We start from the raw sequence: 20,045 nt of genomic DNA, 5'->3' as shown, positions 1-20,045 counted from the left end.
CCTGCGTCACCCCGCGGCCGAATACTGCGCGAGCACGCGAGCGCGGATCGATGGCTTGATGTTCGATTGCGCCATGTTGCCGCCATAGTGCGCGACGACACGCGGATTCATCACGCGATACCAGAGCGGCGGCACATAGGCGAACAGGATCATCGTCGCGTAGCCGGCCGGCAGTTGCGGCGAGTCGTCGAAGTGTCGCAGCGCCTGGTACGAGCGCGTCGGGTTCGCGTGATGGTCGGCGTGCCGCTGCAACTGGTACAGGAACAGGTTGGTGACGACGTGATTGCTGTTCCACGAATGCTGCGGCGTGCAGCGCTCGTAGCGGCCGCTCGGCAGCTTGAGGCGGCCGAGCCCGTAGTGCTCGACGTAGTTGACGACTTCGAGCAGCGACGCGCCGTACACGGCCTGGATCACGAGGAACGGGATCACGATCTTGCCGGCCATCGCGAGCGCGATGCCCCACACGACGACGGTCATCGCCCACGCGTGCAGCACCTCGTTGCGCCAGGTCCACGGCGAATGCCCGAGCCGCTCGAGGCGTGCCTTCTCGAGGCGCCACGCCGAGCGGATGCTGCCCGTCACCGTGCGCGGCAGGAAGGCCCAGAACGATTCGCCGTAGCGCGCGCTCGCCGGATCCTCGGCCGTCGCGACGCGCACGTGATGGCCGCGGTTGTGCTCGACGAAGAAGTGCCCGTACGCCACCGGCGCGAGCGTGACTTTCGCGAGCCAGCGCTCGAAGCGGCTGGTCTTGTGCCCGAGTTCGTGCGCGGTGTTGATCGAGATGCCCGTTGCGGCGCCGAGCGACAGCGCGAAGCCGACGTAGTCGTACCACGCGAGCGCATGCGTGCCGACGATCCGCACGCACATGAAGAACGCGATGTATTCGACCAGCGTCGCGAGATAGACGATGTAGCGGTAGTAGCGCTCGCGTTCGAGATGCGGGACGACGGCTTCGGGCGGATTGTCGCGATCGTCGCCGATCAGCGTGTCCAGGACCGGGATCACGCCGAACGCGAACAGCGGGCCGAACCACCAGAACACGTGGAGGCCCGTCGACAGCGCGAGCTGGGCCGAGAGGATCGGCAGCGTGATCGTCACCGCGCCGAGCAGCCACAGATAACGTTTGCCATCCGACCAGCCCGAGGCCGATGCGTCGGTCATTGCCATTGTCTCCCTCCTTTTCGGGGCCGGCTCCCGCGTGTGCGGGTGCGGCGGCCGAGTGACGCGCTTGTCGTCGTTCGAATCGTCGTGGGTCCGCGGCACGGCGCGCGGCACCGGATCGGTGGTCCGGTTGTGCCAGTTATACGACCGTCGCGCGCGCTTTCCAAACCCCGCCGCTAGGCGGGCGACTCCAAACGGCGGCCCGTGCAGGACGCGGGCCGGGAGGGGCCTGCGCCACGGTGATTGAAACAGGCCGGAGCGGGCCCGATCCGCTCGCGCAGCCGGTATTCTCGTCGGATGAATACGGCAGACCACACGCGCGAGTATGCGGCGGCGGGGTCCGCAACGAATGTTGCAATGCAATAAATGCGACGCGACATCGCGTGGCGGCGCGGCTTTTTGGGATACATATATTACGGATCATTACGGCGCCGCTGCGGGGTAACGTCGGACCTTGACCACATGAATGCCAAGCATGACAAGGCGAGCGGGGCGACGCGTCCGACTTCGCCGTTCGGACTGCCACGCGTCGCGGCCCGTCGACGCGTCGATGCTGCACCCGCACACCCGCGCGTGCGCGACGCGTGCTGCCTTTCGATCCGCGCTGTCATTTGAAAATTACGATTTGACTCATGCCCCGCTTTCGGTTGAAGCTAGTAACTTGCTGTCCGAAGGGGGCTGTGCCTGCATGAGTTCGACCTTGACCGTTCGTCGTATCGCTGCCGATCAGGGCGGCGTGTATCGCGAACTCCGCGCCGCATCGCTGCGTGAGCCCTACGCGCCCGGTGAAGCGCCGGAGGCCGAATTGCTGAACGTCGATTCCGACGCGGCGGCGGCCATCGCCGCGCTGCGTGCCGCGTCCGACGAGTCGACGACTTTCCTGCTGTACACCGAAGGCCATCCGGCCGGCATGATCGGCGCGTATTTCGACACGACGCCCGAGCGGCGCGCATTCGTCAGCGAGCTGTGGGTCGCGCACGCGGTCCGCCACCTGCGCGGCGGCGTGCTGTTGCTCGAAACGGCTACCGCGTGGCTGGCCGAACGCGGGGCGCGGGACGTCTACGCATGGATCGCCGATGCGAACCGCAACGCGATCCGTTTCTACGAACGGGCGGGCTTCGGCAACACGGGCGAGCATGCGCCGATCGCGCGGATGCCCGGCGCGATGAAGTCGTTGTTCGTGTCGCACTTCAACACACCCTGACGCATGAATGCGCGGGCCGCACGGCGTGATGAAGGCCCGGCCGCCCGCCCGACTGCCCGCCTGCCGGTTGCGCGCTCGCCGCGACCGTCGCCCCCTGGCTCCCCAAAAATAATGGCCGCACGCGTGGACGCCTGTAAAATACGCAAAAATTTTTTGCAGAGTGTCCATGTCGCTTAAAAAATCGCCATTCTTCGAGCTGCGCAGCGGATCGGTCGATACGTTGCTGTTCACCGTGAAGACGACCGATCTCGATGCGTTGCGTACCGAACTGGTCAAGCGCTTCGAAGCGACTCCCGAGTTTTTCGCCGATGATGTCGTCGCGATCGACGTCCGCCGCCTCGCGGACGGCGAACGCGTCGCGCTCGCCGACATCCGCCAGATGCTGAACGACGTGCGGATGCGCCCGGTGGGCGTCGTCGCGCTGGCGACGCAGGGCTGGGCGGGGGAAGCCGGCCTGCCGTTGCTCGAGGCGCGCGATCGCCGCGTGTCGGCCGCGAAGCCGGCCGACGAAGCGGAGGCGGCGCCGGCCGCTGCCGCGGCAGCCGAACCGGCGCCGGAACCTGAGCCGACGCCGGTTGCGGCGGGCGGCCAGACGCTGGTGATCGACCGGCCGCTGCGTTCGGGGCAGCAGATTTACGCGAAAGGAGACCTCGTGGTGCTGGCGCCGGTCAGTCACGGTGCCGAGATCATCGCGGAAGGCAACATCCACATCTACGCGCCGTTGCGCGGCCGCGCACTCGCGGGCGTGCACGGCAATCACGACGCGCGCATTTTCTGCACGTGTCTCGAGCCGGAACTGATTTCGATCGCGGGTATCTATCGAACGACCGAGAACCCGTTGCCCGCCGACATACTGGGCAAATCGGTGCAGATCCGGCTCGAAGAGGAAAAACTGATGATCGAACCGCTGCGCCTGACGTGATTCACGCGGCACGCTCCGGGTCGATCGGCTCTCATTGACGAACACAGGGTATTGGGTAAATGGCAAAAATCATCGTGGTGACTTCGGGCAAGGGCGGCGTGGGCAAGACGACGACCAGCGCGAGCTTCGCGTCCGGCCTCGCGCTGCGCGGCCACAAGACGGCCGTGATCGACTTCGACGTCGGCCTGCGCAACCTCGATCTCATCATGGGCTGCGAGCGTCGCGTGGTGTATGACCTCGTCAACGTGATCCAGGGCGAAGCGAACCTGAACCAGGCGCTGATCAAGGACAAGAAGTGCGAGAACCTGTTCATCCTGCCGGCATCGCAGACGCGCGACAAGGATGCGCTCACGCGTGACGGTGTCGAGAAGGTGCTGAACGACCTGGTCGCGATGGACTTCGAATACATCGTCTGCGACTCGCCGGCCGGTATCGAGGCGGGCGCGCTGCACGCGATGTACTTCGCGGACGAAGCGCTGATCGTCACGAACCCGGAAGTGTCGTCGGTGCGCGACTCGGACCGCATTCTCGGCATCCTGTCGTCGAAGACGAAGCGCGCGGCCGAAGGCAAGGATCCGATCAAGGAACACCTGCTGATCACGCGCTACAGCCCGAAGCGCGTGAGCGAAGGCGAAATGCTGTCGCTCGAGGACATCAGCGAGATCCTGCGCATCAAGCTGATCGGCGTGGTGCCGGAATCGGAAGCCGTGCTGCACGCCTCGAACCAGGGCCTGCCGGCCGTGCACATCGACGGCACCGACGTTGCGGAAGCGTACAAGGACGTCGTCGCGCGCTTCCTCGGCGAGGACAAGCCGCTGCGCTTCACCGATTATCAGAAGCCGGGCCTGCTGCAGCGCCTCTTCGGCAGCAAGTAACGGAGGCCGCCCATGTCCATCCTTTCGTTTCTCCTCGGCGAGAAGAAGAAGTCCGCATCGGTCGCGAAGGAGCGCCTGCAGCTCATCATCGCGCACGAGCGGGTCGGCGGCCGGCCGCCGGCCGATTACCTGCCGGCGCTGCAGAAGGAGCTGGTCGCGGTCATCTCGAAGTACGTCCATATTTCGAACGATGACATCCGCGTGAGCCTCGAGCGCCAGGACGATCTCGAAGTCCTCGAAGTGAAGATCGAGATTCCGCAAGCCTGACCGCTGTCTGTCCCCCCGCACGGTGGCGCCTGCCGCCGTGCGCGTCTTACGCCCTGTTGCACTTTCGGTCGCGCCGTAACACGGCGTCTGTCGGCCGTTGGTCGATCTCCCGCATTGAACGAATACGCTCGCGTCATTTGTCAATCAGGAGGTTGTGATGGCTGTCTCTACCGTTCAACGCCGTATCGTTTCGCTCGTACTGTTCGCCGCGGGCCTGTCAGCCGTCGCCGCGCCGCTCGCCGCACGCGCCGACGAAATCCTCGTCGGTACGCCCGTGATGGTGCAGTCGGGCCGGATGGTCGTCGCCGAACCGGTGGCCGCGCCCGCCGAGGAAATCGTCGTCGTCGCGCCGAACGCGCCGCCGCCGGTGCGCTACGAGGTCGTGCCCGACGCACGCGTCGGCTATGTGTGGGAGCGCGGTCACTGGCACTGGGATCATGGCCGCTACGTCTGGATCGGCGGTCGCTGGGAAACCGAGCGTATCGGCATGCACTGGGTGCCGGGCCACTGGGATCAGCGCGGCCCGAACTGGTTCTGGACGCGCGGCCACTGGGCCTGACGGAGGCGCGCGATGAAAAGAACCGCCCTTGCCATTGCGCTCGTCGCGATCACGCTCGCCGGCTGTATCGTCGTGCCGGCGCGGCCCGTCTACTATCGGCCCGCGCCGGTGGTGATCTACTGAGGGGTACGCGGGCCCGTCTGCGCCGGGCCGCTCGTGCCGGAAGGAGTCGTGCCGGAAGCGGTCGTGCCGGAAGCGGACGGTCCGTCGTCGTGCGACGTCGCGGGCGTGTGCGTGGCGGCGTTGCCGGCCGCCGGGGCCTCCGGCTCGCCACCGTCCCGTTCGCGCAGCGTGTCGAGCGGATCGGCGGGCGCGGTGGCCGCGTCCTGCGGCTCGACGACGCCGGCCGCAACCGCCGGCGCCGCGGCGGGTTCAGCGGCGGCCGCGGGCGGCGCGAGATAGCGCTGCGCGAGTGTTTCGTAGAGCGGCGGCGCGAAGAAGCGCGCCATCCGGCTCGACACCAGCGCGGTCGCCATCAGCGAAATCACGAGCGCGTGACCGTTGATCATCTCCATCACGATCACGAACGACGTGATCGGCGACTGCGTGACCGCCGCGAGGTAGCCGACCATCGCGAGCGCGATCAGCATCGGCAGGCTCATGTCGCCGAACACGAGGTGCAGCAGGTTGCCGAACCCGGCGCCGATCGACAGCGACGGCGCGAAGATCCCGCCCGGAATGCCCGGCAGGTACGACGCGACCATCGACACCATCTTCAGGAACGGATAGAGCACCGACAGCCGTTCATGGCCGTCGAGCAGGCCGCGCGCCTCGGCATAGCCGCTGCCGAACGTCGTCCCGCCCGACACGAGGCCGACGACGGCGATCACGAAACCGCACAGCGCCGCGAACGCGATCGGGCGCTCGCGATACAGGCCGAGCAGGCGCGCGGGCAGCCAGCGCCCGGTATTGAGCAGCAGCCAGCTGAAGAGGCCGCCCGCGACGCCGGTCACGAGCGCGGTGACGAGCACGGCGACGGCGAGCATCTTCGGGAAATGCTGGCCGGCGTCGATCGTGCCGAAGTACGTGTAGTTGCCGTTCAGGCCCAGCGCGACGACACCGGCGAGGATGATCGCGGTGATCAGCACGCCGCTTGCGCGGGCGGAGAAGCTGCGGGTCAGCTCCTCGATCGCGAACACGATCCCGGCGAGCGGCGTATTGAACGCGGCCGACAGGCCGGCCGCCGCGCCGGCGAGTACGAGCTGTCGTTCGATCTGCGCGTTCGAGCGCGGGTAGAAGCGCCGCAGGTTGAACATCAGCGACGCGCCGACCTGCACGGTGGGGCCTTCGCGTCCGATCGTGAAGCCGCCGAGGATGCCCATGAACGAGATCAGGACCTTGCCGAACAGGATGCGCAGGGTCAGCAGCCGCGCGCCGAACGCGCCCGGGCTCGCATGCAGCGTCGCAATGACCTGCGGGATCCCGCTGCCCTCGGCGCCGCGGAAGAAGCGGCGCGTGAGCCATGCCGACGCGGCGGCGATCGACGGCGTCAGCAGCAGCGGCAGCCACGCGGCGTGGTCGCGCATCGTGCGGAACGTGTCGTAGCCCCAGTCGATCAGCCGCGCGTACAGCACGGCCGCGAGGCCCACGGCGATCGCGCCGAGCCAGAACACGCCGTACTGGCGCCAGATCCGCAGCGAGCGGCGGGTGAGGGCGGGAAACAACCCGGAAAGCAGGGCAGGAAGGGCGGGGCGTTGCATCGGCGGAAGCCGGGAGGGCAAAGAGCGCATTATAAAAAGAACCTGATGCAGCCGGGGCTCGACAAATCCTCACAAAAGCGTCGCACTTTGTTGCAAATGTAATGTCGGCGTAATGTATCAACGCGGCAACCGTCGTTAGCATCACCAAATGGCCGGCCCACCCCATTCATCATAAGAAAAGTGAAACGCATCCTCATCGTGAAAGTGACGTCGCTCGGCGACGTCGTCCAGACGCTGCCTGTCGTCGCGGACCTCCACCGTGCCTTTCCGGGCGTAACGGTCGACTGGGCCGTCGACGAATCATGCGCCGAGGTCGTGCGCTGGCATCCGGGTGTGAGCAAGGTGCTTTGCGCGCCGTTGCGGCGGTTCAAGAAGCTCCGGAACGGCGGCGACCTGAAGGCGATCTCGGCGTCGATCGGCGCGCTGCGCGCGCACCGCTACGATGCGGTCATCGACCTGCACGGCGTCTACAAGAGCGCGATCATCTCGGCACTCGCGCGTGCCGCGCGCCGCGTCGGCTATCAGACGCAGGATCTCGGCGAGGCGGGTGCCCGCTTCGCCTACTCGCATCGCTTCGGCCCGCGGCCGGACTGCGACGCGTGGCACGGGATGCGCGTGAGCGCCGGCGAGGCGCTGGGCTATGTCCCCGAGGGCAGCGCCGCTTACGGGATCGTCCCGCCGCAGGATGCGAACCTGCCGCCCGCCGTGACCGACGGCGCGCCGTTCATGCTGCTGTTTCACGCCACGTCCAATCCGGACAAGCAATGGCCCGCCGACCACTGGGCCGCGCTGGCTACGCAGATGATGGCGCGCGGCGTGCGCGTGCTCGTGCCGTGGGGATCGGCAGCCGAACACGACGCTGCGCAGGACATTGCCGCGCGTGCGTCGGGCGCGATCGTGCTGCCGGCGATGTCGGTGCGCGAACTGGGTGCGGCCATCGGTCGGGCCGCGCTCGTGGTGGGAGTCGATACCGGGTTCGTGCATATGGCGCACGCGCTGCAGCGGCCGACCGTGATGATTTTCGTCGCGACGTCGCGTCACCATTGCGGCATCGGCGGCGCGCCGAACGCGCTGTCGATCGGCGAACCGGGCGCGCCGCCGTCGGTTGCGCAGGCACTCGATGCGATCGATGCGGTCGGGCCGGCCTATGGCGCGCTGCGTGACCGGCTGACGGCCTAGGGCCAGCGCGAGCCCGCTATCGGCATGAACCGGCCCGGGGGAAGCGGGCCGCGCGTTCTGGCGAGCAGCGCTGCGACCGTCATCACCGCGGCGACGGCGGCCAGGTTGGCGAGAAGCGCCTCGAACAGGACGCCGCGCCAGGTTTTCGGCCGGAAGCGCGCCGCGAGCAGCAGGGCGCCACCCGGCGCGAGCGCCAGGATCAGGACGAGGTCGGCGTTGTCGAGGCGGAGGTCCATTGCGGCGGCTCCTTCAGCGGAGGGAGCCCGGGGTGCGTGACGGCGCCCCCGGATCGAACGTAAGCGGCGGCCCCCGCCGCCCAACCCGGGGCGCCCCGAGGGCTCAGACGAGCGATGCGTCGCGGGTTTCGCGCATCAGCAGCACGCCGACCAGGCTGATTGCCGCCGCAACCGACACGTAGCCGCCGACCCACGACAGGCCGCCGCGCGCGGCGAGCAGCTGCGCGATGTACGGCGCGATCGACGCGCCGAGGATCCCGCCGAGGTTGTACGCGACCCCCGCGCCCGTATAGCGGACGTTGGTCGGGAACAATTCGGGCAGCAGCGCGCCCATCGGCGCGAACGTCACGCCCATCAGGAACAGCTCGATGGTCAGGAACAGCGCGACGAGCGGCATCGAGCCGCTGCCGAGCAGCGGCTCCATCGCGAAGCCGGACGACAGCGCGGCGATCGCGCCGACGACCAGCACCGGCTTGCGGCCGAAGCGGTCCGAGGCCCACGCCGACAGCGGCGTCGCAAGCCCCATGAACACGACCGCGAAGCACAGCAGGCCGAGGAAGCTCTGGCGCGGAATATGCAGCGTCGACACGCCGTACGACAGCGAGAACACCGTCGAGATATAGAACAGCGTGTAGCAGACCACCATCGCGAGCGCGCCGAGCAGCGTCGGCTGCCAGTGTTGCGAGACGAGCGTCGCGACCGGCACGCGCACGCGCTCGTTGCGGTCGAGTGCGGCCTGGAACGCCGGCGTCTCGGTGATTTTCAGCCGCACGTACAGGCCGAGCGCGACGAGCACCGCGCTGACGAGGAACGGGATGCGCCAGCCCCAGCTGCGGAATTGTTCGTCGGACAGCGACAGCGCGAGCGCGAAGAACAACCCGTTCGACATCAGGAAGCCCACCGACGGGCCCAGCTGCGGGAACATCCCGAACCAGCCGCGCTTGCCTTGCGGCGCGTGCTCGGTCGCGAGCAGCGCCGCACCGCCCCATTCGCCGCCGAGGCCGATCCCCTGGCCGAAGCGCAGCACGCACAGCAGCACCGGTGCGAGCGCACCGATCGTGTCGTAGCCGGGCACGAAGCCGATCGCGGTGGTGGACACGCCCATCACGAGCAGCGACGCGACGAGCGTCGATTTGCGGCCGATGCGGTCGCCGAAGTGGCCGAACAGGAACGAGCCGATCGGCCGCGCGATGAACGCGATGCCGAACGTGACGAATGCGGACAGCGCCTGGGCGGTCGCGGAGCCGTGCGGAAAGAACACGGGGCCGATGACGAGTGCCGCGGCGGTCGCGTACACGTAGAAGTCGTAGAACTCGATCGCGGTGCCGATGAAGCTCGCGAACACGATGCGCCGGTGGCTGACGGCGCCGGCCGAACCGGTTGCGTGTGCAACGGCCGGGGGAGATGCGGACATGGATGTCTCCGTTTTGTCGTTGGGCGGTCGGCCGGGTGAGCGCTCGGGCAGGCGGGCGCTTGCCGGGAGCGGCCGAGCGGATGAGGCGGCGGCGTGGACGCGCGGCGTGGCGCGGACGTCACCCGCCGGTCGACGATGGAGACGGATAGGTCGCCGCCGCCCGGTGCCGGCGTGGTCGGCTCGCATGCCGGGTGCGGCGCGCGAACGCGCGCGGGAGGGTGGCCGCGCGATTGCGGAAAATTATAGCCAGCGCCGCGACATGGCGGCAAACGCGGGCGGGCGCGGGCTCAGTCGATCGATTGCGCCTGCGCGGATGCGGTGCTTTGCAACTGGAAGTGGCCGTCGTCGTTGAACAGCCAGCCTTCCATCATCTCGAGCCGGCCATTGCCGTCCAGCAGTTTCGACGGCGGTGGCGGCAGTGGCGCCGAGCGGCGCAGCGACGCGAGCGCGAGCGCTTCCGCTTCACTGTCGCCGTTGCTGCGATAGACGGATGCGTTGACGAGCTGGCCACTGCGATCGACGGTGAACGCGACGACGACGAGCGAGCGCAGCATCGCCTGCGGCATCCCGTGCGACACGGCGGACGGATTGTGCTCGGCGACGCACTGCGCGACTTCCACGCGGTACTGGTCGCGATTCGCGCTGCGGATGACCGACGGAATCGTCAGGATCGAGCGCAGCGACGGGGGCGGCGTGATCGTGCAGGCGGCAAGCATGACGGCGGCGACCAGCGCGGCAATGCGCAGCCGGTCGACGCCCGGGCAGGGAAGAGAAGGCATGGGGGAGTGCCGGAGGGTGACGATAAAAAAATGATAGGCGTCTGCGCGCGGCGCGTTATCGGGACAAACGCATAGCACGCGAAGCGCGATGTGCCGATTCGCGGATGATGGCGATTCGGCGGGGCTTCCGGCGCGCATCGCGACGCGATGTGACATGACACGTGACCCTGCGGGCACGACGATTGCGCACGCGCGGCGCGTGCCGGACGCTACGGCAGCGGCGTGCTCGACCGGCTCAGTAGCCGTGTGTCACGAGCGATAGAACGGACAGGTCCGGATGCGTGCCGTCGATGATGGTCTTGCCGATGTGCACGGCTTCATGCACCGCTTCCTCGACGCTCGCGAAGCTTTCTTCGCCGTCCGCATGGAACGGCACGGCATGATCCGGCAGCGCGGGGTTCACGCCCGGATGGCAGACATAGCCTGTGTAGGTGTAGCGCGCATCGCTGCCGGGGACGAGGCCCGGCACCACATGGATCTCGAAGCCTTCGTAATCGACGTGATCGGGCGCTGTCGACAGTTCGGTCATGGCGGTCTCCGTGTGCCGCACGCACGGATGGTGCGGGCGGCATCGAATTGCGGCGGCGGTCGTGTCGCCGTGCTGATCGAATTCTAGGCGATGGCGGCCCGGCCCGTGAGGGCTGCGCGCGTCGCCTGCGGCAACGTCGAGCGTGCCGCAGGCGGTGCGTGTTACCGCGTGCAGCGCGCGTCCTTGCGCTGCACCACGAGGATCACCGGATACTTCTGGCCGTGCTCGAGTTCCACCGGTGCGACGACCGTCAGCGTCGCCGGGTCGGAATCGTCGTACACGCTGACCTGCTCGTTGCGGATGTAGGTCACGCCGGTGCAGTTCGTCGCGCGTCCGTCATCCGATACCTTGCACTGGAGCTCGTTTTCCTTCAGGTAGTTGTACGGCGTCGGGCTCGCGAGATATTCGCGCAGGCCGCGCGGCGAGCCGCCGACGCCCTTCACGTACGCGATCGCGCACGACGGTGTTTGCGCGTCGGTGCCGGAGGCGGAATCGGCGGCCGCTGCGTGCGTGCCGACGGCGGCCAGCAGGGCGACGAGCGACGAGGCGATGAAGGGCTTCATGACGTGGATTTCCCGTTTCGCGAATCGGAGCGCCGGATTGTAACGGCATCGGGCGAGATGCGTCGGCAGGCAGAGGCGGGCAGCGTGCGCGGCGCGCCGCGGACAAACAAAAACCCCGTCATTCGATGAATGGACGGGGTTGGGCGAACTTCCTGGCGGAAGCGGTGAGATTCGAACTCACGGACAGTTTCCCGTCGCCGGTTTTCAAGACCGGTGCCTTAAACCGCTCGGCCACGCTTCCACACGAGGCGGCATTGTAACCGAAATGCCGCCTCGTTCCGCTTCAATCGTCACGCAGGAACAATTCCTGCAAGTCGTTGAGGAAACGCTGGCCGAGCGGCGTCGGCGCGATCTGCGCGAAATCGCGCGTGATCAGCCCGCGCCGTTCCGCTTCCTTCAGTGCCGGCTCGATCGTGCTGATCGGCAAACCCGTGCGTTCGACGAAGCCGTGCACCGGGAAGCCCTCGACGAGCCGCAGCGTGTTCAGCATGAACTCGAACGGCAGGTCGCGCGCACCGACTTCGCGCTCTTCCTGCACCGGCGTGCCGGCCATCGCCTGTTCGATGAAGGTGGCCGGATGCTTGTAGCGCGCCTGCCGCAGGATCCGGTTGGGGAACGACAGCTTCGTGTGCGCGCCCGCGCCGATTCCGAGATAGTCGCCGAAGCGCCAGTAGTTCAGGTTGTGCTTGCACTGATGATTCGGCTTCGCGTACGCCGACACTTCGTAGCGGTCGTAGCCGGCCTCGGCCGTGCGCGCGTGGATCCATTCCTGCATGTCGGCCGACGCGTCGTCGTCGGGCACCGCGGGCGGAAACTTCGCGAACAGCGTGTTCGGCTCGAGCGTCAGGTGATACAGCGACAGATGCGGCGGCGCGTACGACAGCGCGGTCTCGATGTCGGCCCGGCATTCGTCGAGCGTCTGGTTCGGCAGCGCGAACATCAGGTCGAGGTTGAAGTTGTCGAACGTCTTCGCGGCGATCTCGACGGCCGCGCGCGCCTGCGCGGTGTCGTGAATACGGCCGAGCGCTTTCAGATGGCCTTCGTTGAAGCTCTGGATGCCGACCGACAGGCGGTTCACGCCGCTCGCGCGGAATTGCGCGAACTTCGCGGCCTCGAACGTGCCCGGGTTCGCCTCGAGCGTGATCTCGGCGTCGGCATCGAGCGGCAGCAGCGCGCGCAGGTCGGACAGCAGCCGGTCGAGGCCGGCCGCGGACAGCAGGCTCGGCGTGCCGCCGCCGATGAACACCGTATGCACCTGCCGGCCCCAGACGAGCGGCAGCGCCTGTTCGAGATCGGCGCGCAGCGCATCGAGGTACTCGGTTTCCGGAAACCGCTCGCCTTTCCACTCGTGCGAGTTGAAATCGCAGTAAGGGCACTTGCGCACGCACCACGGAAAATGCACGTACAGCGCGAGCGGCGGCAGCGACGTGAGCCGTACCTGCCCGGGCGACGTGAAGGTCGCGACGACGCGCGCGCCGGTTTCCGCCGCCTGGCTCATGCGGCCTCCGGTTGCAAATGTGTGACGAAGACGATCATGCCGGTTCCTCCGCGAGCCGCGCGAGCAGCGCCTTCAGCGCGAGCGCGCGATGGCTGTGCGTGTTCTTCACGGCCGGCTCGAGTTCGGCCGCCGTCGCGCCGAGCGACGGCAGGTGGAAATACGGGTCGTAGCCGAATCCGTGCTCGCCGCGCGGCGTGTCGACGATCTCGCCCACCCAGCGGCCTTCGGCGAACAGCGGTTCGGGATCGTCCGCGTGGCGCACCAGCGCGAGCACGCAGCAATAGTATGCGCGTCGGTCTGCGACGCCGCGCAGCTGCTCGACGAGGTACGCATTGTTGGCCGCGTCGCCCTTGGCGCCGCCCGCGCGCTGCGCGTAGCGCGCCGAATAGACGCCCGGTGCGCCGCGCAGCGCGCGCACGCACAGCCCCGAATCGTCGGCGATCGCCGGCAGGCCGGTGAGCCGCGACGCGTGCCGCGCTTTCGTCAGCGCATTCTCGATGAACGTGCCGAACGGTTCTTCCGCCTCGGGCACGGCCAGCTCGCCCTGCGGCACGATCTCGATGCCGACCGTCGAGAACAGCGCGGTGAATTCGCGCAGCTTGCCGGCGTTGTTCGACGCGAGCACGATGCGCGACAGCGGCGCGAGGGTGCGATCATCAGACATGGCCGGCGCCCAGCACGTCCTTCTGCAGCTGCACGAGCTGGCCGATCCCGTTTTGCGCGAGGTCGAGCAGCGCGTTCATCTCGGCGCGCGAGAACGGCACGCCTTCGGCGGTGCCCTGGACTTCGACGAAGCCGCCGGCGCCCGTCATCACGACGTTCATGTCGGTATCGCACTGCGAATCTTCGGCGTAGTCGAGATCGAGCACGGGCGCGCCTTCGTACACGCCGACCGAGATCGCGGCGACGTGGTCGGTGATCGGCGAGCGCGCGAGCTTGCCGGCCGCGATCAGCTTCGACACGGCGTCGTGCGCGGCGACGAAGGCGCCGGTGATGCTGGCCGTGCGCGTGCCGCCGTCGGCCTGGATCACGTCGCAGTCGATGTGGATCGTGCGCGGGCCGAGCGCCTCCAGATCGAACACCGCGCGCAGCGCACGGCCGATCAGGCGCTGAATTTCCTGCGTGCGGCCCGTCTGCTTGCCGCGCGCCGCTTCACGGTCGCTGCGCGTGTGCGTCGCGCGCGGCAGCATCCCGTATTCGGCCGTCAGCCAGCCCTGGCCGCGATCGCGCAGGAATTCGGGCACGCGCTCGGCGACGCTCGCGGTGCAGATCACCTTGGTATCGCCGAATTCGACGAGTACCGAGCCTTCGGCGTGTTTCGTGTAGTGGCGCGTGAGGGCGACCTTGCGCAGTTCGTCGGCGCGGCGGCCGCTCGGGCGGGACAGGGAAGACGTCATGGGGGAATCGTGGACGGAAGAGGAAACCCCGATTTTAGCGCCGAACGGCAGGCATGCCCGGCGGGGTGGGACGCAAAAATGGGATAATGCGCGCTTCCCGCCCCGCGCCTTGCAATGCGCCGGGCGCCTCGACATATTCCCGCCCGTGAAGGGCACCCAGACGGCGAGACGAACCATGATCTACAGCATGACGGGCTATGCGAGCGCGACGCGCGAACTCGCGACGGCCACCGGCAACGGCGGCACCAGCGTGTCGGTCGAACTGCGCACCGTGAACTCGCGCTTCCTCGACCTGAATTTCCGCATGCCGGACGACGTGCGCGCGTGCGAACCCGCGCTGCGCGAAATGCTGATGAACAAGCTGTCGCGCGGCAAGGTCGACGTGCGCATCAACCTGCAGCGCGGCGAGCAGAGCATCGGTGCGGGCGCGCTGAACCAGACGGCGCTCGGCCAGCTCGCCGAGCTCGAGCGTTCGGTGCTCGATTCGTTCCCGGGTGTCGGCCGCCTGCGCGCGGGCGAGATCCTGCGCTGGCCGGGGGTGCTCGCCGAGAGCGGCGTGTCGTCGGACGCGATCCGCGACGCGGTGCTCGCGTGCGGCAAGGAAGCGATCGGCGAGCTCGTCGTCGTGCGTTCGCGCGAAGGCGCGCAGCTGGCGACGATGCTGCTGTCGAACGTCACCGAAATGGAAGCGATCGTCGCGCGCATCACGCCGCTCGTGCCTGAGCTGATCGCGAAGCATCAGCAGAAGATCGTCGAGCGGCTGCAGGAAGCGCTCGGCATTGCGGCGCCCGAAGGCAGCGCGCCGATCGTCACGCGCGAGGAAGCCGCGGAACGCATTCGTCAGGAAGTGACGATGTACGGCATCCGGATCGACATCGCGGAAGAGCTGTCGCGACTCACCGCGCACCTGAACGAAACGCGTCACGTGATCGAGAAGGGCGGCCGCGTCGGCAAGCGTCTCGACTTCATGATGCAGGAACTGAATCGCGAAGCAAACACGCTCGGCTCGAAGGCGGCGGCGAAGGAACTCGCCGACGCATCGATGGCGCTCAAGCTGTTGATCGAGCAGATGCGTGAGCAAGTGCAAAACCTGGAGTAAAGCAACATGACCGACCTCAACCGCGACGGCCACGCGTCGCATGCGCTGCACGGCGGCGTCTATCCCGGCAACCTGTTCATGGTCGTCGCGCCGTCGGGTGCCGGCAAGTCGACGCTCGTGAACGCGTTGCTGTCGAAGGACAGCGACATCTGCCTGTCGATCTCGTACACGACGCGCAAGCCGCGCCCGGGCGAGCAGGACGGCCAGCACTACCACTTCACGACCGTCGAGGATTTCCGCGCGCGTCACGCCGCGCACGAATTCCTCGAGAGCGCGGAAGTGCACGGCAACTATTACGGCACGTCGCGCGTCTGGATCGAAGAGCAGATGATGAACGGCCACGACGTGCTGCTCGAGATCGACTGGCAGGGCGCACTGCAGGTGAAGAAGCAGTTCCGCAACGCGGTCGGCATCTTCATCCTGCCGCCGTCGCTCGACGCGCTCGAGGAACGTCTGAAGAAGCGCGGCCAGGACGAACCGAACGTGATCACGCGGCGCCTGCTGGCTGCCGGCAGCGAGATCGCGCACGCGTCGGAAGCGGAATACGTCGTGATCAACGAGAATTTCGATCGTGCACTCGCCGAACTCGAATGCATCGTCGCGGCCACGCGCCTGCGCTTTGCTTCGCAGTACGCGCGACACGCGGAGCTGTTCATCGAGCTCGGCATCCATCTGCCCCACGCGGAATGACGCGAGGGTAGAGGGACATAAGGTAGAATAACGACTATATTCAGAAGGAATTTCCAACATGGCTCGCATTACCGTCGAAGACTGCCTGAAGCAAATCCCCAACCGCTTCGAACTGGCGCTCGCCGCCACCTACCGCGCGCGGCAGCTCGCGCAAGGCCATACGCCGAAGATCGAGAGCCGCGACAAGCCGACCGTCGTCGCGCTGCGCGAGATCGCCTCCGGCCAGGTCGGCGTCGAGATGCTGAAGAAGGTGCCGGTGTAACGCGCATCCGGCCCGTTCCAGCCATGTAGTCCACGCGCGCAACGACTCGACCTGGAGGCGAATATGAGCACCACCCCATCGTCCGCCTCCGCGGATTCGACCACCGAAGCCACGGCCCAGTCGCCTGCGCGCCAGTACATCGACGCGGTCCTCGAACAGTCCTTTCGGCACCTGTTCGGGCCGACCGCCACGCCGGAGCAGCCGCGCAAGCACGGCGTCGTTTCGATCGCGAAACTGACGGGCGTGCTTGCCGAGTATCTCCCTCCGGAAGAAATCAAAGAGGTCAAGGCGGCGTTCCACTTCAGCGACGAAGCCCACCTCGGTCAATATCGCCAGAGCGGCGAACCCTACATCACCCATCCCGTCGCCGTCGCGGAAATCTGCGCCGGCTGGAAGCTCGACGCGCAAGCCGTCATGGCGGCGCTGCTGCACGACGTGATGGAAGACCAGGGCGTGACCAAGAGCGAGCTGGCCGAACGGTTCGGCCCGAAGGTCGCCGAACTGGTCGACGGCCTGTCGAAGCTCGACAAGATGGAGTTCCGCAGCCGCGAGGAAGCGCAGGCGGAAAACTTCCGCAAGATGCTACTCGCGATGGCGCGCGACGTGCGCGTCATCCTCGTCAAGCTCGCCGATCGTCTGCACAACATGCGCACGCTCGGTGCGGTGCCGATGGAAAAGCGCCGCCGCGTCGCCCGCGAGACGCTCGACATCTATGCGCCGATCGCGCACCGCCTCGGGTTGAACAACACGTATCGCGAGCTGCAGGACATGAGCTTCGCGAACTTCAACCCGCATCGCTACGCGACGCTCGAGAAGGCCGTGAAGGCCGCGCGCGGCAACCGCCGCGAAGTGATCAGCAAGATCCTCGAGGCCGCCCAGCGCGCGATGGGCGACGCGAAGCTCGACGCCGAGATCACCGGCCGCGAAAAGACGATCTACAGCATTTATCGCAAGATGCGCGACAAGCAGCTGTCGTTCTCGCAGGTGCTCGACGTGTACGGTTTTCGCGTCGTCGTCGACAGCCCGCTCGACTGCTACACGTGCATCGGCGCGCTGCACGCGCTGTACAAGCCCGTGCCCGGCAAGTTCAAGGACTACATCGCGATCCCGAAGATCAACGGCTATCAGTCGCTGCACACGACGCTCGTCGGCCCGTTCGGCGCGCCGATCGAGTTCCAGGTGCGCACGCGCAAGATGCACGAGATCGCCGAGGCCGGCGTGGCCGCGCACTGGCTGTACAAGAACGGCGGCGCGGACCTGAACGACGTGCAGAAGCGCGCGCACCAGTGGCTGAAGTCGCTGCTCGACATCCAGAGCGAAGCCGGCGATTCGAGCGAGTTCCTCGAACACGTGAAGATCGACCTGTTCCCGGATGCGGTCTACGTGTTCACGCCGAAGTCGAAGATCATGGCGCTGCCGCGCGGCGCGACGGCGCTCGATTTCGCGTATTCGATCCACAGCGATCTCGGCAACCAGTGCGTGGCCGTGAAGATCAACAACGAGTTGCTGCCGCTGCGTACCGAGCTGAAGAGCGGCGACATCGTCGAGGTGATCACCGCGCCGTATTCGAAGCCGAACCCCGCATGGCTCGGCTTCGTGCGCACCGGCAAGGCGCGTTCGGCGATTCGTCACTACCTGAAGACGATGCGCCTGAACGAGTCGGTGCAGCTCGGCGAGCGGCTCGTCGACCAGAGTCTGAAGGGTTACGGGCTCGCGCTGGCCGATGTGGGGCCGGAAGTGTGGGAGAAGCTCGTCCAGTGGACGGGCAACAAGAGCCGCCAGGAAATCTTCGCGGACATCGGCCTCGGCCGCCGCGTCGCCGCGGTGATGGCCAAGCGCATCGAGGTGCTGATGAGCGGCCGCGATGCGGACGACGATCTGCCGAAGTCCGAGCGGCACCCCGCGCATAATGCGCCGCCGGTCGTGATTACCGGCACCGAAGGGATGTCCGTGCAACTGTCGGCGTGCTGCCGGCCGATTCCGGGCGACGCGATCATGGGCTATATCGGCATCGGTCTCGGGATGGCGATTCATACGACGGATTGCCGCGTCGCGCAGCGCATCCATCGCCGCGATCCGGGCCGCTGGATCGACGTCGAATGGGCGCCGCAGCCGGGTCGTCTGTTCGACGTCGCGGTGAAGGCGCTCGTGAAGAACGCGAAGGGCATCTTCGCGCGCGTCGCGGCGGATATCACGTCGGCGGACGCGAACATCGTTCACATCGCGATGGACGAGGATCTGACGCACGAATCGACGGTGCTGCGCTTCGTGATCCAGGTGAGCGACCGCGTGCATCTGGCGAACGTGATGCGGCGCGTGCGGACCAATCCGGACGTGATGCGGATCATGCGCGAGCGCTCGACCGACGACAGCGTGCACGCGCGTCATGACGGCGGCATGCGCATCGAGCGCGAGCGGCAGGATTACTGACGCCGCGCGCGGGTTCGCGGCAGGCAGGATGCGACGGCGGCCACGGGCCGCCGTTTTCGTTCGTGCTGCGGGCCGGGCGGTGTTGTGCAGTGGCGATCCGGCTCGAGTCGAGCGGGGCGCGGGCCAAAGAGAAGCGGGGAGGCGGAAAAGAAAAAAGGGCCTTCCCGGAGGAAGGCCCTTCTGAGGTGGCGCGGCTGGCAGGATTCGAACCCACGACCCCTTGGTTCGTAGCCAAGTACTCTATCCAACTGAGCTACAGCCGCACGCAAAGCGGTACTACTTCAACTGTCGGAACCTTCTACGGTGGGAAGGTTCCCAAAAAGGTGGCGCGGCTGGCAGGATTCGAACCCACGACCCCTTGGTTCGTAGCCAAGTACTCTATCCAACTGAGCTACAGCCGCACGCAAAGCGGTACTACTTCAACTGTCGGAACCTTCTACGGTGGGAAGGTTCCCAAAAAGGTGGCGCGGCTGGCAGGATTCGAACCCACGACCCCTTGGTTCGTAGCCAAGTACTCTATCCAACTGAGCTACAGCCGCACGCAGAAGCGGAAGTATAGCAGGGTTGTATAAAAAGGGAAGCCTTATTCGCAAAAAATGTCACCCGATCTTGGGAAGGCCGCCTTCGTGTACCCTTGAAGCATCAGTCATCCATGCGTTGAATCTGCATCATGAACAAGGCGTTTGTCAAAGAGTCGGACGGCGACGACGACGATCTCGACCCGGGTCAGCCCGCGATTCCGGCGGGCACGAAGAATTACATCACCCCGGCCGGCCACAAGCGGCTCAGGGACGAGCTCCTGAACCTGATCGACGTCGAGCGTCCCGAGGTCGTGCGGCTGGTGTCGTGGGCCGCGTCGAACGGCGACCGGTCGGAGAACGGCGACTACATCTACGGCAAGCGGCGGTTGCGCGAGATCGACCGCCGGATCCGCTTCCTGACGAAGCGGCTCGATCTCGCCGAAGTCGTCGACGCGAGCCGCCAGGAGAACGTCGACCAGGTGTTTTTCGGCGCGACCGTCGATTACGCGACGCCGGACGGCGAGGATCATACCGTTACCATCGTCGGGATCGACGAGGTCGATCTCGATCGCGGTTGCGTCAGCTGGATCTCGCCGGTCGCGCGGGCGCTCATCAAGGCGAAGATCGGCGATACCGTCACGCTGATGACGCCGGCCGGTCCCCAGCCGATCGACGTGCTCGACGTTCGCTATCCGGCGTCGGGCAGCGCGTGAGCATGGCGCGGCGCATGCGTGCGGTGCAGCGCTGAAACGAACGAGCG

At 67.0% G+C, this 20,045-nt stretch carries 21 protein-coding genes and 4 tRNA genes; 11 read left to right on the top strand and 14 right to left on the bottom strand.

All coding sequences use genetic code 11. The annotated features are described in order from the left end of the window. Positions 1–6: 6 nt before the first annotated feature. On the bottom strand, positions 7–1,167 hold the full coding sequence (locus DIE17_RS24960) for an alkane 1-monooxygenase (protein WP_124521654.1): 1,161 nt from the start codon (positions 1,165–1,167) through the stop codon (positions 7–9). Between the two features lie 544 nt (positions 1,168–1,711). Here DIE17_RS24960 and DIE17_RS24955 point away from each other — a divergent pair. The 5 genes from DIE17_RS24955 (at position 1,712) to DIE17_RS24935 (ending at position 4,988) form a co-directional block, all read left to right on the top strand. Further along, positions 1,712–2,365: a GNAT family N-acetyltransferase gene (locus DIE17_RS24955; protein WP_260426262.1), complete on the top strand. Its 654-nt coding sequence runs from the start codon at positions 1,712–1,714 to the stop codon at positions 2,363–2,365. A 166-nt stretch (positions 2,366–2,531) separates the two neighbouring features. Next, on the top strand, positions 2,532–3,287 hold the full coding sequence (gene minC / locus DIE17_RS24950) for a septum site-determining protein MinC (protein WP_124521656.1): 756 nt from the start codon (positions 2,532–2,534) through the stop codon (positions 3,285–3,287). Positions 3,288–3,346: 59 nt separating this feature from the next. After that, positions 3,347–4,162 (top strand): septum site-determining protein MinD, encoded by an 816-nt coding sequence (gene minD / locus DIE17_RS24945; protein WP_044849298.1) that lies wholly within the window; start codon positions 3,347–3,349, stop codon positions 4,160–4,162. A 12-nt stretch (positions 4,163–4,174) separates the two neighbouring features. After that, entirely contained in the window at positions 4,175–4,429 is a 255-nt protein-coding gene (gene minE / locus DIE17_RS24940) for a cell division topological specificity factor MinE (RefSeq protein WP_006486661.1), read from the top strand. Positions 4,430–4,586: 157 nt separating this feature from the next. Next, complete coding sequence (locus DIE17_RS24935) at positions 4,587–4,988, top strand: YXWGXW repeat-containing protein (RefSeq protein WP_124487787.1); 402 nt, start codon at positions 4,587–4,589, stop codon at positions 4,986–4,988. Between the two features lie 116 nt (positions 4,989–5,104). Here the strand turns inward: DIE17_RS24935 and DIE17_RS24930 are convergent, their stop codons facing one another. Next, positions 5,105–6,688: a chloride channel protein gene (locus DIE17_RS24930; RefSeq protein WP_260426261.1), complete on the bottom strand. Its 1,584-nt coding sequence runs from the start codon at positions 6,686–6,688 to the stop codon at positions 5,105–5,107. Between the two features lie 180 nt (positions 6,689–6,868). On the opposite strand from DIE17_RS24930, the gene waaC reads away from it, so the two are divergent. Beyond that, complete coding sequence (gene waaC / locus DIE17_RS24925; protein WP_124487788.1) at positions 6,869–7,867, top strand: lipopolysaccharide heptosyltransferase I; 999 nt, start codon at positions 6,869–6,871, stop codon at positions 7,865–7,867. Here the strand turns inward: waaC and DIE17_RS24920 are convergent. The 9 genes from DIE17_RS24920 to rph form a co-directional block, all read right to left on the bottom strand. Continuing rightward, positions 7,864–8,103, bottom strand: a complete 240-nt coding sequence (locus DIE17_RS24920) for a hypothetical protein (RefSeq protein WP_124521658.1) — start codon at positions 8,101–8,103, stop codon at positions 7,864–7,866. The genes waaC and DIE17_RS24920 overlap by 4 nt on opposite strands. Positions 8,104–8,206: 103 nt before the next feature. Continuing rightward, positions 8,207–9,517, bottom strand: coding sequence for an MFS transporter (locus DIE17_RS24915; RefSeq protein WP_124521660.1), 1,311 nt, complete (start codon positions 9,515–9,517; stop codon positions 8,207–8,209). 287 nt (positions 9,518–9,804) lie between these two features. Then, positions 9,805–10,296, bottom strand: coding sequence for an energy transducer TonB (locus DIE17_RS24905; RefSeq protein WP_044848527.1), 492 nt, complete (start codon positions 10,294–10,296; stop codon positions 9,805–9,807). Positions 10,297–10,531: 235 nt separating this feature from the next. Further along, a complete protein-coding gene (locus tag DIE17_RS24900) occupies positions 10,532–10,825 on the bottom strand; it encodes a hypothetical protein (protein ID WP_044848553.1) in 294 nt (97 codons plus the stop codon). 161 nt (positions 10,826–10,986) lie between these two features. Continuing rightward, positions 10,987–11,388 (bottom strand): hypothetical protein, encoded by a 402-nt coding sequence (locus tag DIE17_RS24895; protein ID WP_044848554.1) that lies wholly within the window; start codon positions 11,386–11,388, stop codon positions 10,987–10,989. 153 nt (positions 11,389–11,541) lie between these two features. Continuing rightward, a tRNA-Ser gene (locus DIE17_RS24890) sits at positions 11,542–11,629 on the bottom strand. Positions 11,630–11,671: 42 nt separating this feature from the next. Next, positions 11,672–12,886 carry a radical SAM family heme chaperone HemW gene (gene hemW, locus DIE17_RS24885; protein ID WP_124521662.1) on the bottom strand — a complete coding sequence of 405 codons (1,215 nt, stop codon included), beginning with the start codon at positions 12,884–12,886 and terminating at the stop codon, positions 11,672–11,674. A 34-nt stretch (positions 12,887–12,920) separates the two neighbouring features. Further along, positions 12,921–13,550, bottom strand: coding sequence for an RdgB/HAM1 family non-canonical purine NTP pyrophosphatase (gene rdgB / locus DIE17_RS24880; RefSeq protein ID WP_124521664.1), 630 nt, complete (start codon positions 13,548–13,550; stop codon positions 12,921–12,923). Beyond that, complete coding sequence (gene rph / locus DIE17_RS24875; RefSeq protein WP_124487793.1) at positions 13,543–14,283, bottom strand: ribonuclease PH; 741 nt, start codon at positions 14,281–14,283, stop codon at positions 13,543–13,545. The genes rdgB and rph overlap by 8 nt, the downstream gene beginning before the upstream one ends. A gap of 175 nt (positions 14,284–14,458) precedes the next feature. Here rph and DIE17_RS24870 point away from each other — a divergent pair, with 175 nt between their 5' ends. From DIE17_RS24870 to DIE17_RS24855, 4 genes are all read left to right on the top strand, one after another. Then, a complete protein-coding gene (locus DIE17_RS24870) occupies positions 14,459–15,382 on the top strand; it encodes a YicC/YloC family endoribonuclease (RefSeq protein ID WP_124521666.1) in 924 nt (307 codons plus the stop codon). Between the two features lie 6 nt (positions 15,383–15,388). Beyond that, positions 15,389–16,072, top strand: coding sequence for a guanylate kinase (gene gmk / locus DIE17_RS24865; protein WP_124487795.1), 684 nt, complete (start codon positions 15,389–15,391; stop codon positions 16,070–16,072). A 58-nt stretch (positions 16,073–16,130) separates the two neighbouring features. Then, positions 16,131–16,334: a DNA-directed RNA polymerase subunit omega gene (gene rpoZ, locus DIE17_RS24860; protein WP_044848533.1), complete on the top strand. Its 204-nt coding sequence runs from the start codon at positions 16,131–16,133 to the stop codon at positions 16,332–16,334. Positions 16,335–16,397: 63 nt separating this feature from the next. Then, positions 16,398–18,764 carry a bifunctional (p)ppGpp synthetase/guanosine-3',5'-bis(diphosphate) 3'-pyrophosphohydrolase gene (locus tag DIE17_RS24855; protein WP_124521668.1) on the top strand — a complete coding sequence of 789 codons (2,367 nt, stop codon included), beginning with the start codon at positions 16,398–16,400 and terminating at the stop codon, positions 18,762–18,764. Positions 18,765–18,950: 186 nt separating this feature from the next. Here DIE17_RS24855 and DIE17_RS24850 read toward each other — a convergent pair. From DIE17_RS24850 to DIE17_RS24840, 3 genes are all read right to left on the bottom strand, one after another. Further along, positions 18,951–19,027: transfer RNA gene (locus DIE17_RS24850), tRNA-Arg, on the bottom strand. Between the two features lie 61 nt (positions 19,028–19,088). Then, positions 19,089–19,165: transfer RNA gene (locus tag DIE17_RS24845), tRNA-Arg, on the bottom strand. A gap of 61 nt (positions 19,166–19,226) precedes the next feature. After that, positions 19,227–19,303, bottom strand: a tRNA-Arg gene (locus DIE17_RS24840). 131 nt (positions 19,304–19,434) lie between these two features. On the opposite strand from DIE17_RS24840, the gene greB reads away from it, so the two are divergent. Then, positions 19,435–19,998, top strand: a complete 564-nt coding sequence (gene greB, locus DIE17_RS24835) for a transcription elongation factor GreB (protein ID WP_124496799.1) — start codon at positions 19,435–19,437, stop codon at positions 19,996–19,998. Positions 19,999–20,045: the final 47 nt, after the last annotated feature.

This window comes from Burkholderia sp. Bp9099, assembly GCF_003857805.1.
Lineage (GTDB): Bacteria > Pseudomonadota > Gammaproteobacteria > Burkholderiales > Burkholderiaceae > Burkholderia.
This window is presented reverse-complemented; position numbering and strand designations above follow the sequence as displayed.

Excerpts from the sequence above, each read along its gene's own strand:
- gmk (WP_124487795.1), top strand. The coding sequence starts at position 15,389 with ATGACCGACCTCAACCGCGACGGCCACGCGTCGCATGCGCTGCACGGC.
- minC (WP_124521656.1), top strand. The coding sequence starts at position 2,532 with ATGTCGCTTAAAAAATCGCCATTCTTCGAGCTGCGCAGCGGATCGGTC.
- rdgB (WP_124521664.1), bottom strand. The coding sequence starts at position 13,550 with ATGTCTGATGATCGCACCCTCGCGCCGCTGTCGCGCATCGTGCTCGCG.
- DIE17_RS24870 (WP_124521666.1), top strand. The coding sequence starts at position 14,459 with ATGATCTACAGCATGACGGGCTATGCGAGCGCGACGCGCGAACTCGCG.
- rpoZ (WP_044848533.1), top strand. The coding sequence starts at position 16,131 with ATGGCTCGCATTACCGTCGAAGACTGCCTGAAGCAAATCCCCAACCGC.
- greB (WP_124496799.1), top strand. The coding sequence starts at position 19,435 with ATGAACAAGGCGTTTGTCAAAGAGTCGGACGGCGACGACGACGATCTC.
- hemW (WP_124521662.1), bottom strand. The coding sequence starts at position 12,886 with ATGAGCCAGGCGGCGGAAACCGGCGCGCGCGTCGTCGCGACCTTCACG.
- DIE17_RS24960 (WP_124521654.1), bottom strand. The coding sequence starts at position 1,167 with ATGGCAATGACCGACGCATCGGCCTCGGGCTGGTCGGATGGCAAACGT.
- DIE17_RS24905 (WP_044848527.1), bottom strand. The coding sequence starts at position 10,296 with ATGCCTTCTCTTCCCTGCCCGGGCGTCGACCGGCTGCGCATTGCCGCG.
- minD (WP_044849298.1), top strand. The coding sequence starts at position 3,347 with ATGGCAAAAATCATCGTGGTGACTTCGGGCAAGGGCGGCGTGGGCAAG.
- DIE17_RS24930 (WP_260426261.1), bottom strand. The coding sequence starts at position 6,688 with ATGCAACGCCCCGCCCTTCCTGCCCTGCTTTCCGGGTTGTTTCCCGCC.
- DIE17_RS24915 (WP_124521660.1), bottom strand. The coding sequence starts at position 9,517 with ATGTCCGCATCTCCCCCGGCCGTTGCACACGCAACCGGTTCGGCCGGC.
- DIE17_RS24855 (WP_124521668.1), top strand. The coding sequence starts at position 16,398 with ATGAGCACCACCCCATCGTCCGCCTCCGCGGATTCGACCACCGAAGCC.
- DIE17_RS24920 (WP_124521658.1), bottom strand. The coding sequence starts at position 8,103 with ATGGACCTCCGCCTCGACAACGCCGACCTCGTCCTGATCCTGGCGCTC.
- minE (WP_006486661.1), top strand. The coding sequence starts at position 4,175 with ATGTCCATCCTTTCGTTTCTCCTCGGCGAGAAGAAGAAGTCCGCATCG.
- DIE17_RS24955 (WP_260426262.1), top strand. The coding sequence starts at position 1,712 with ATGCTGCACCCGCACACCCGCGCGTGCGCGACGCGTGCTGCCTTTCGA.
- DIE17_RS24900 (WP_044848553.1), bottom strand. The coding sequence starts at position 10,825 with ATGACCGAACTGTCGACAGCGCCCGATCACGTCGATTACGAAGGCTTC.
- DIE17_RS24935 (WP_124487787.1), top strand. The coding sequence starts at position 4,587 with ATGGCTGTCTCTACCGTTCAACGCCGTATCGTTTCGCTCGTACTGTTC.
- DIE17_RS24895 (WP_044848554.1), bottom strand. The coding sequence starts at position 11,388 with ATGAAGCCCTTCATCGCCTCGTCGCTCGTCGCCCTGCTGGCCGCCGTC.
- rph (WP_124487793.1), bottom strand. The coding sequence starts at position 14,283 with ATGACGTCTTCCCTGTCCCGCCCGAGCGGCCGCCGCGCCGACGAACTG.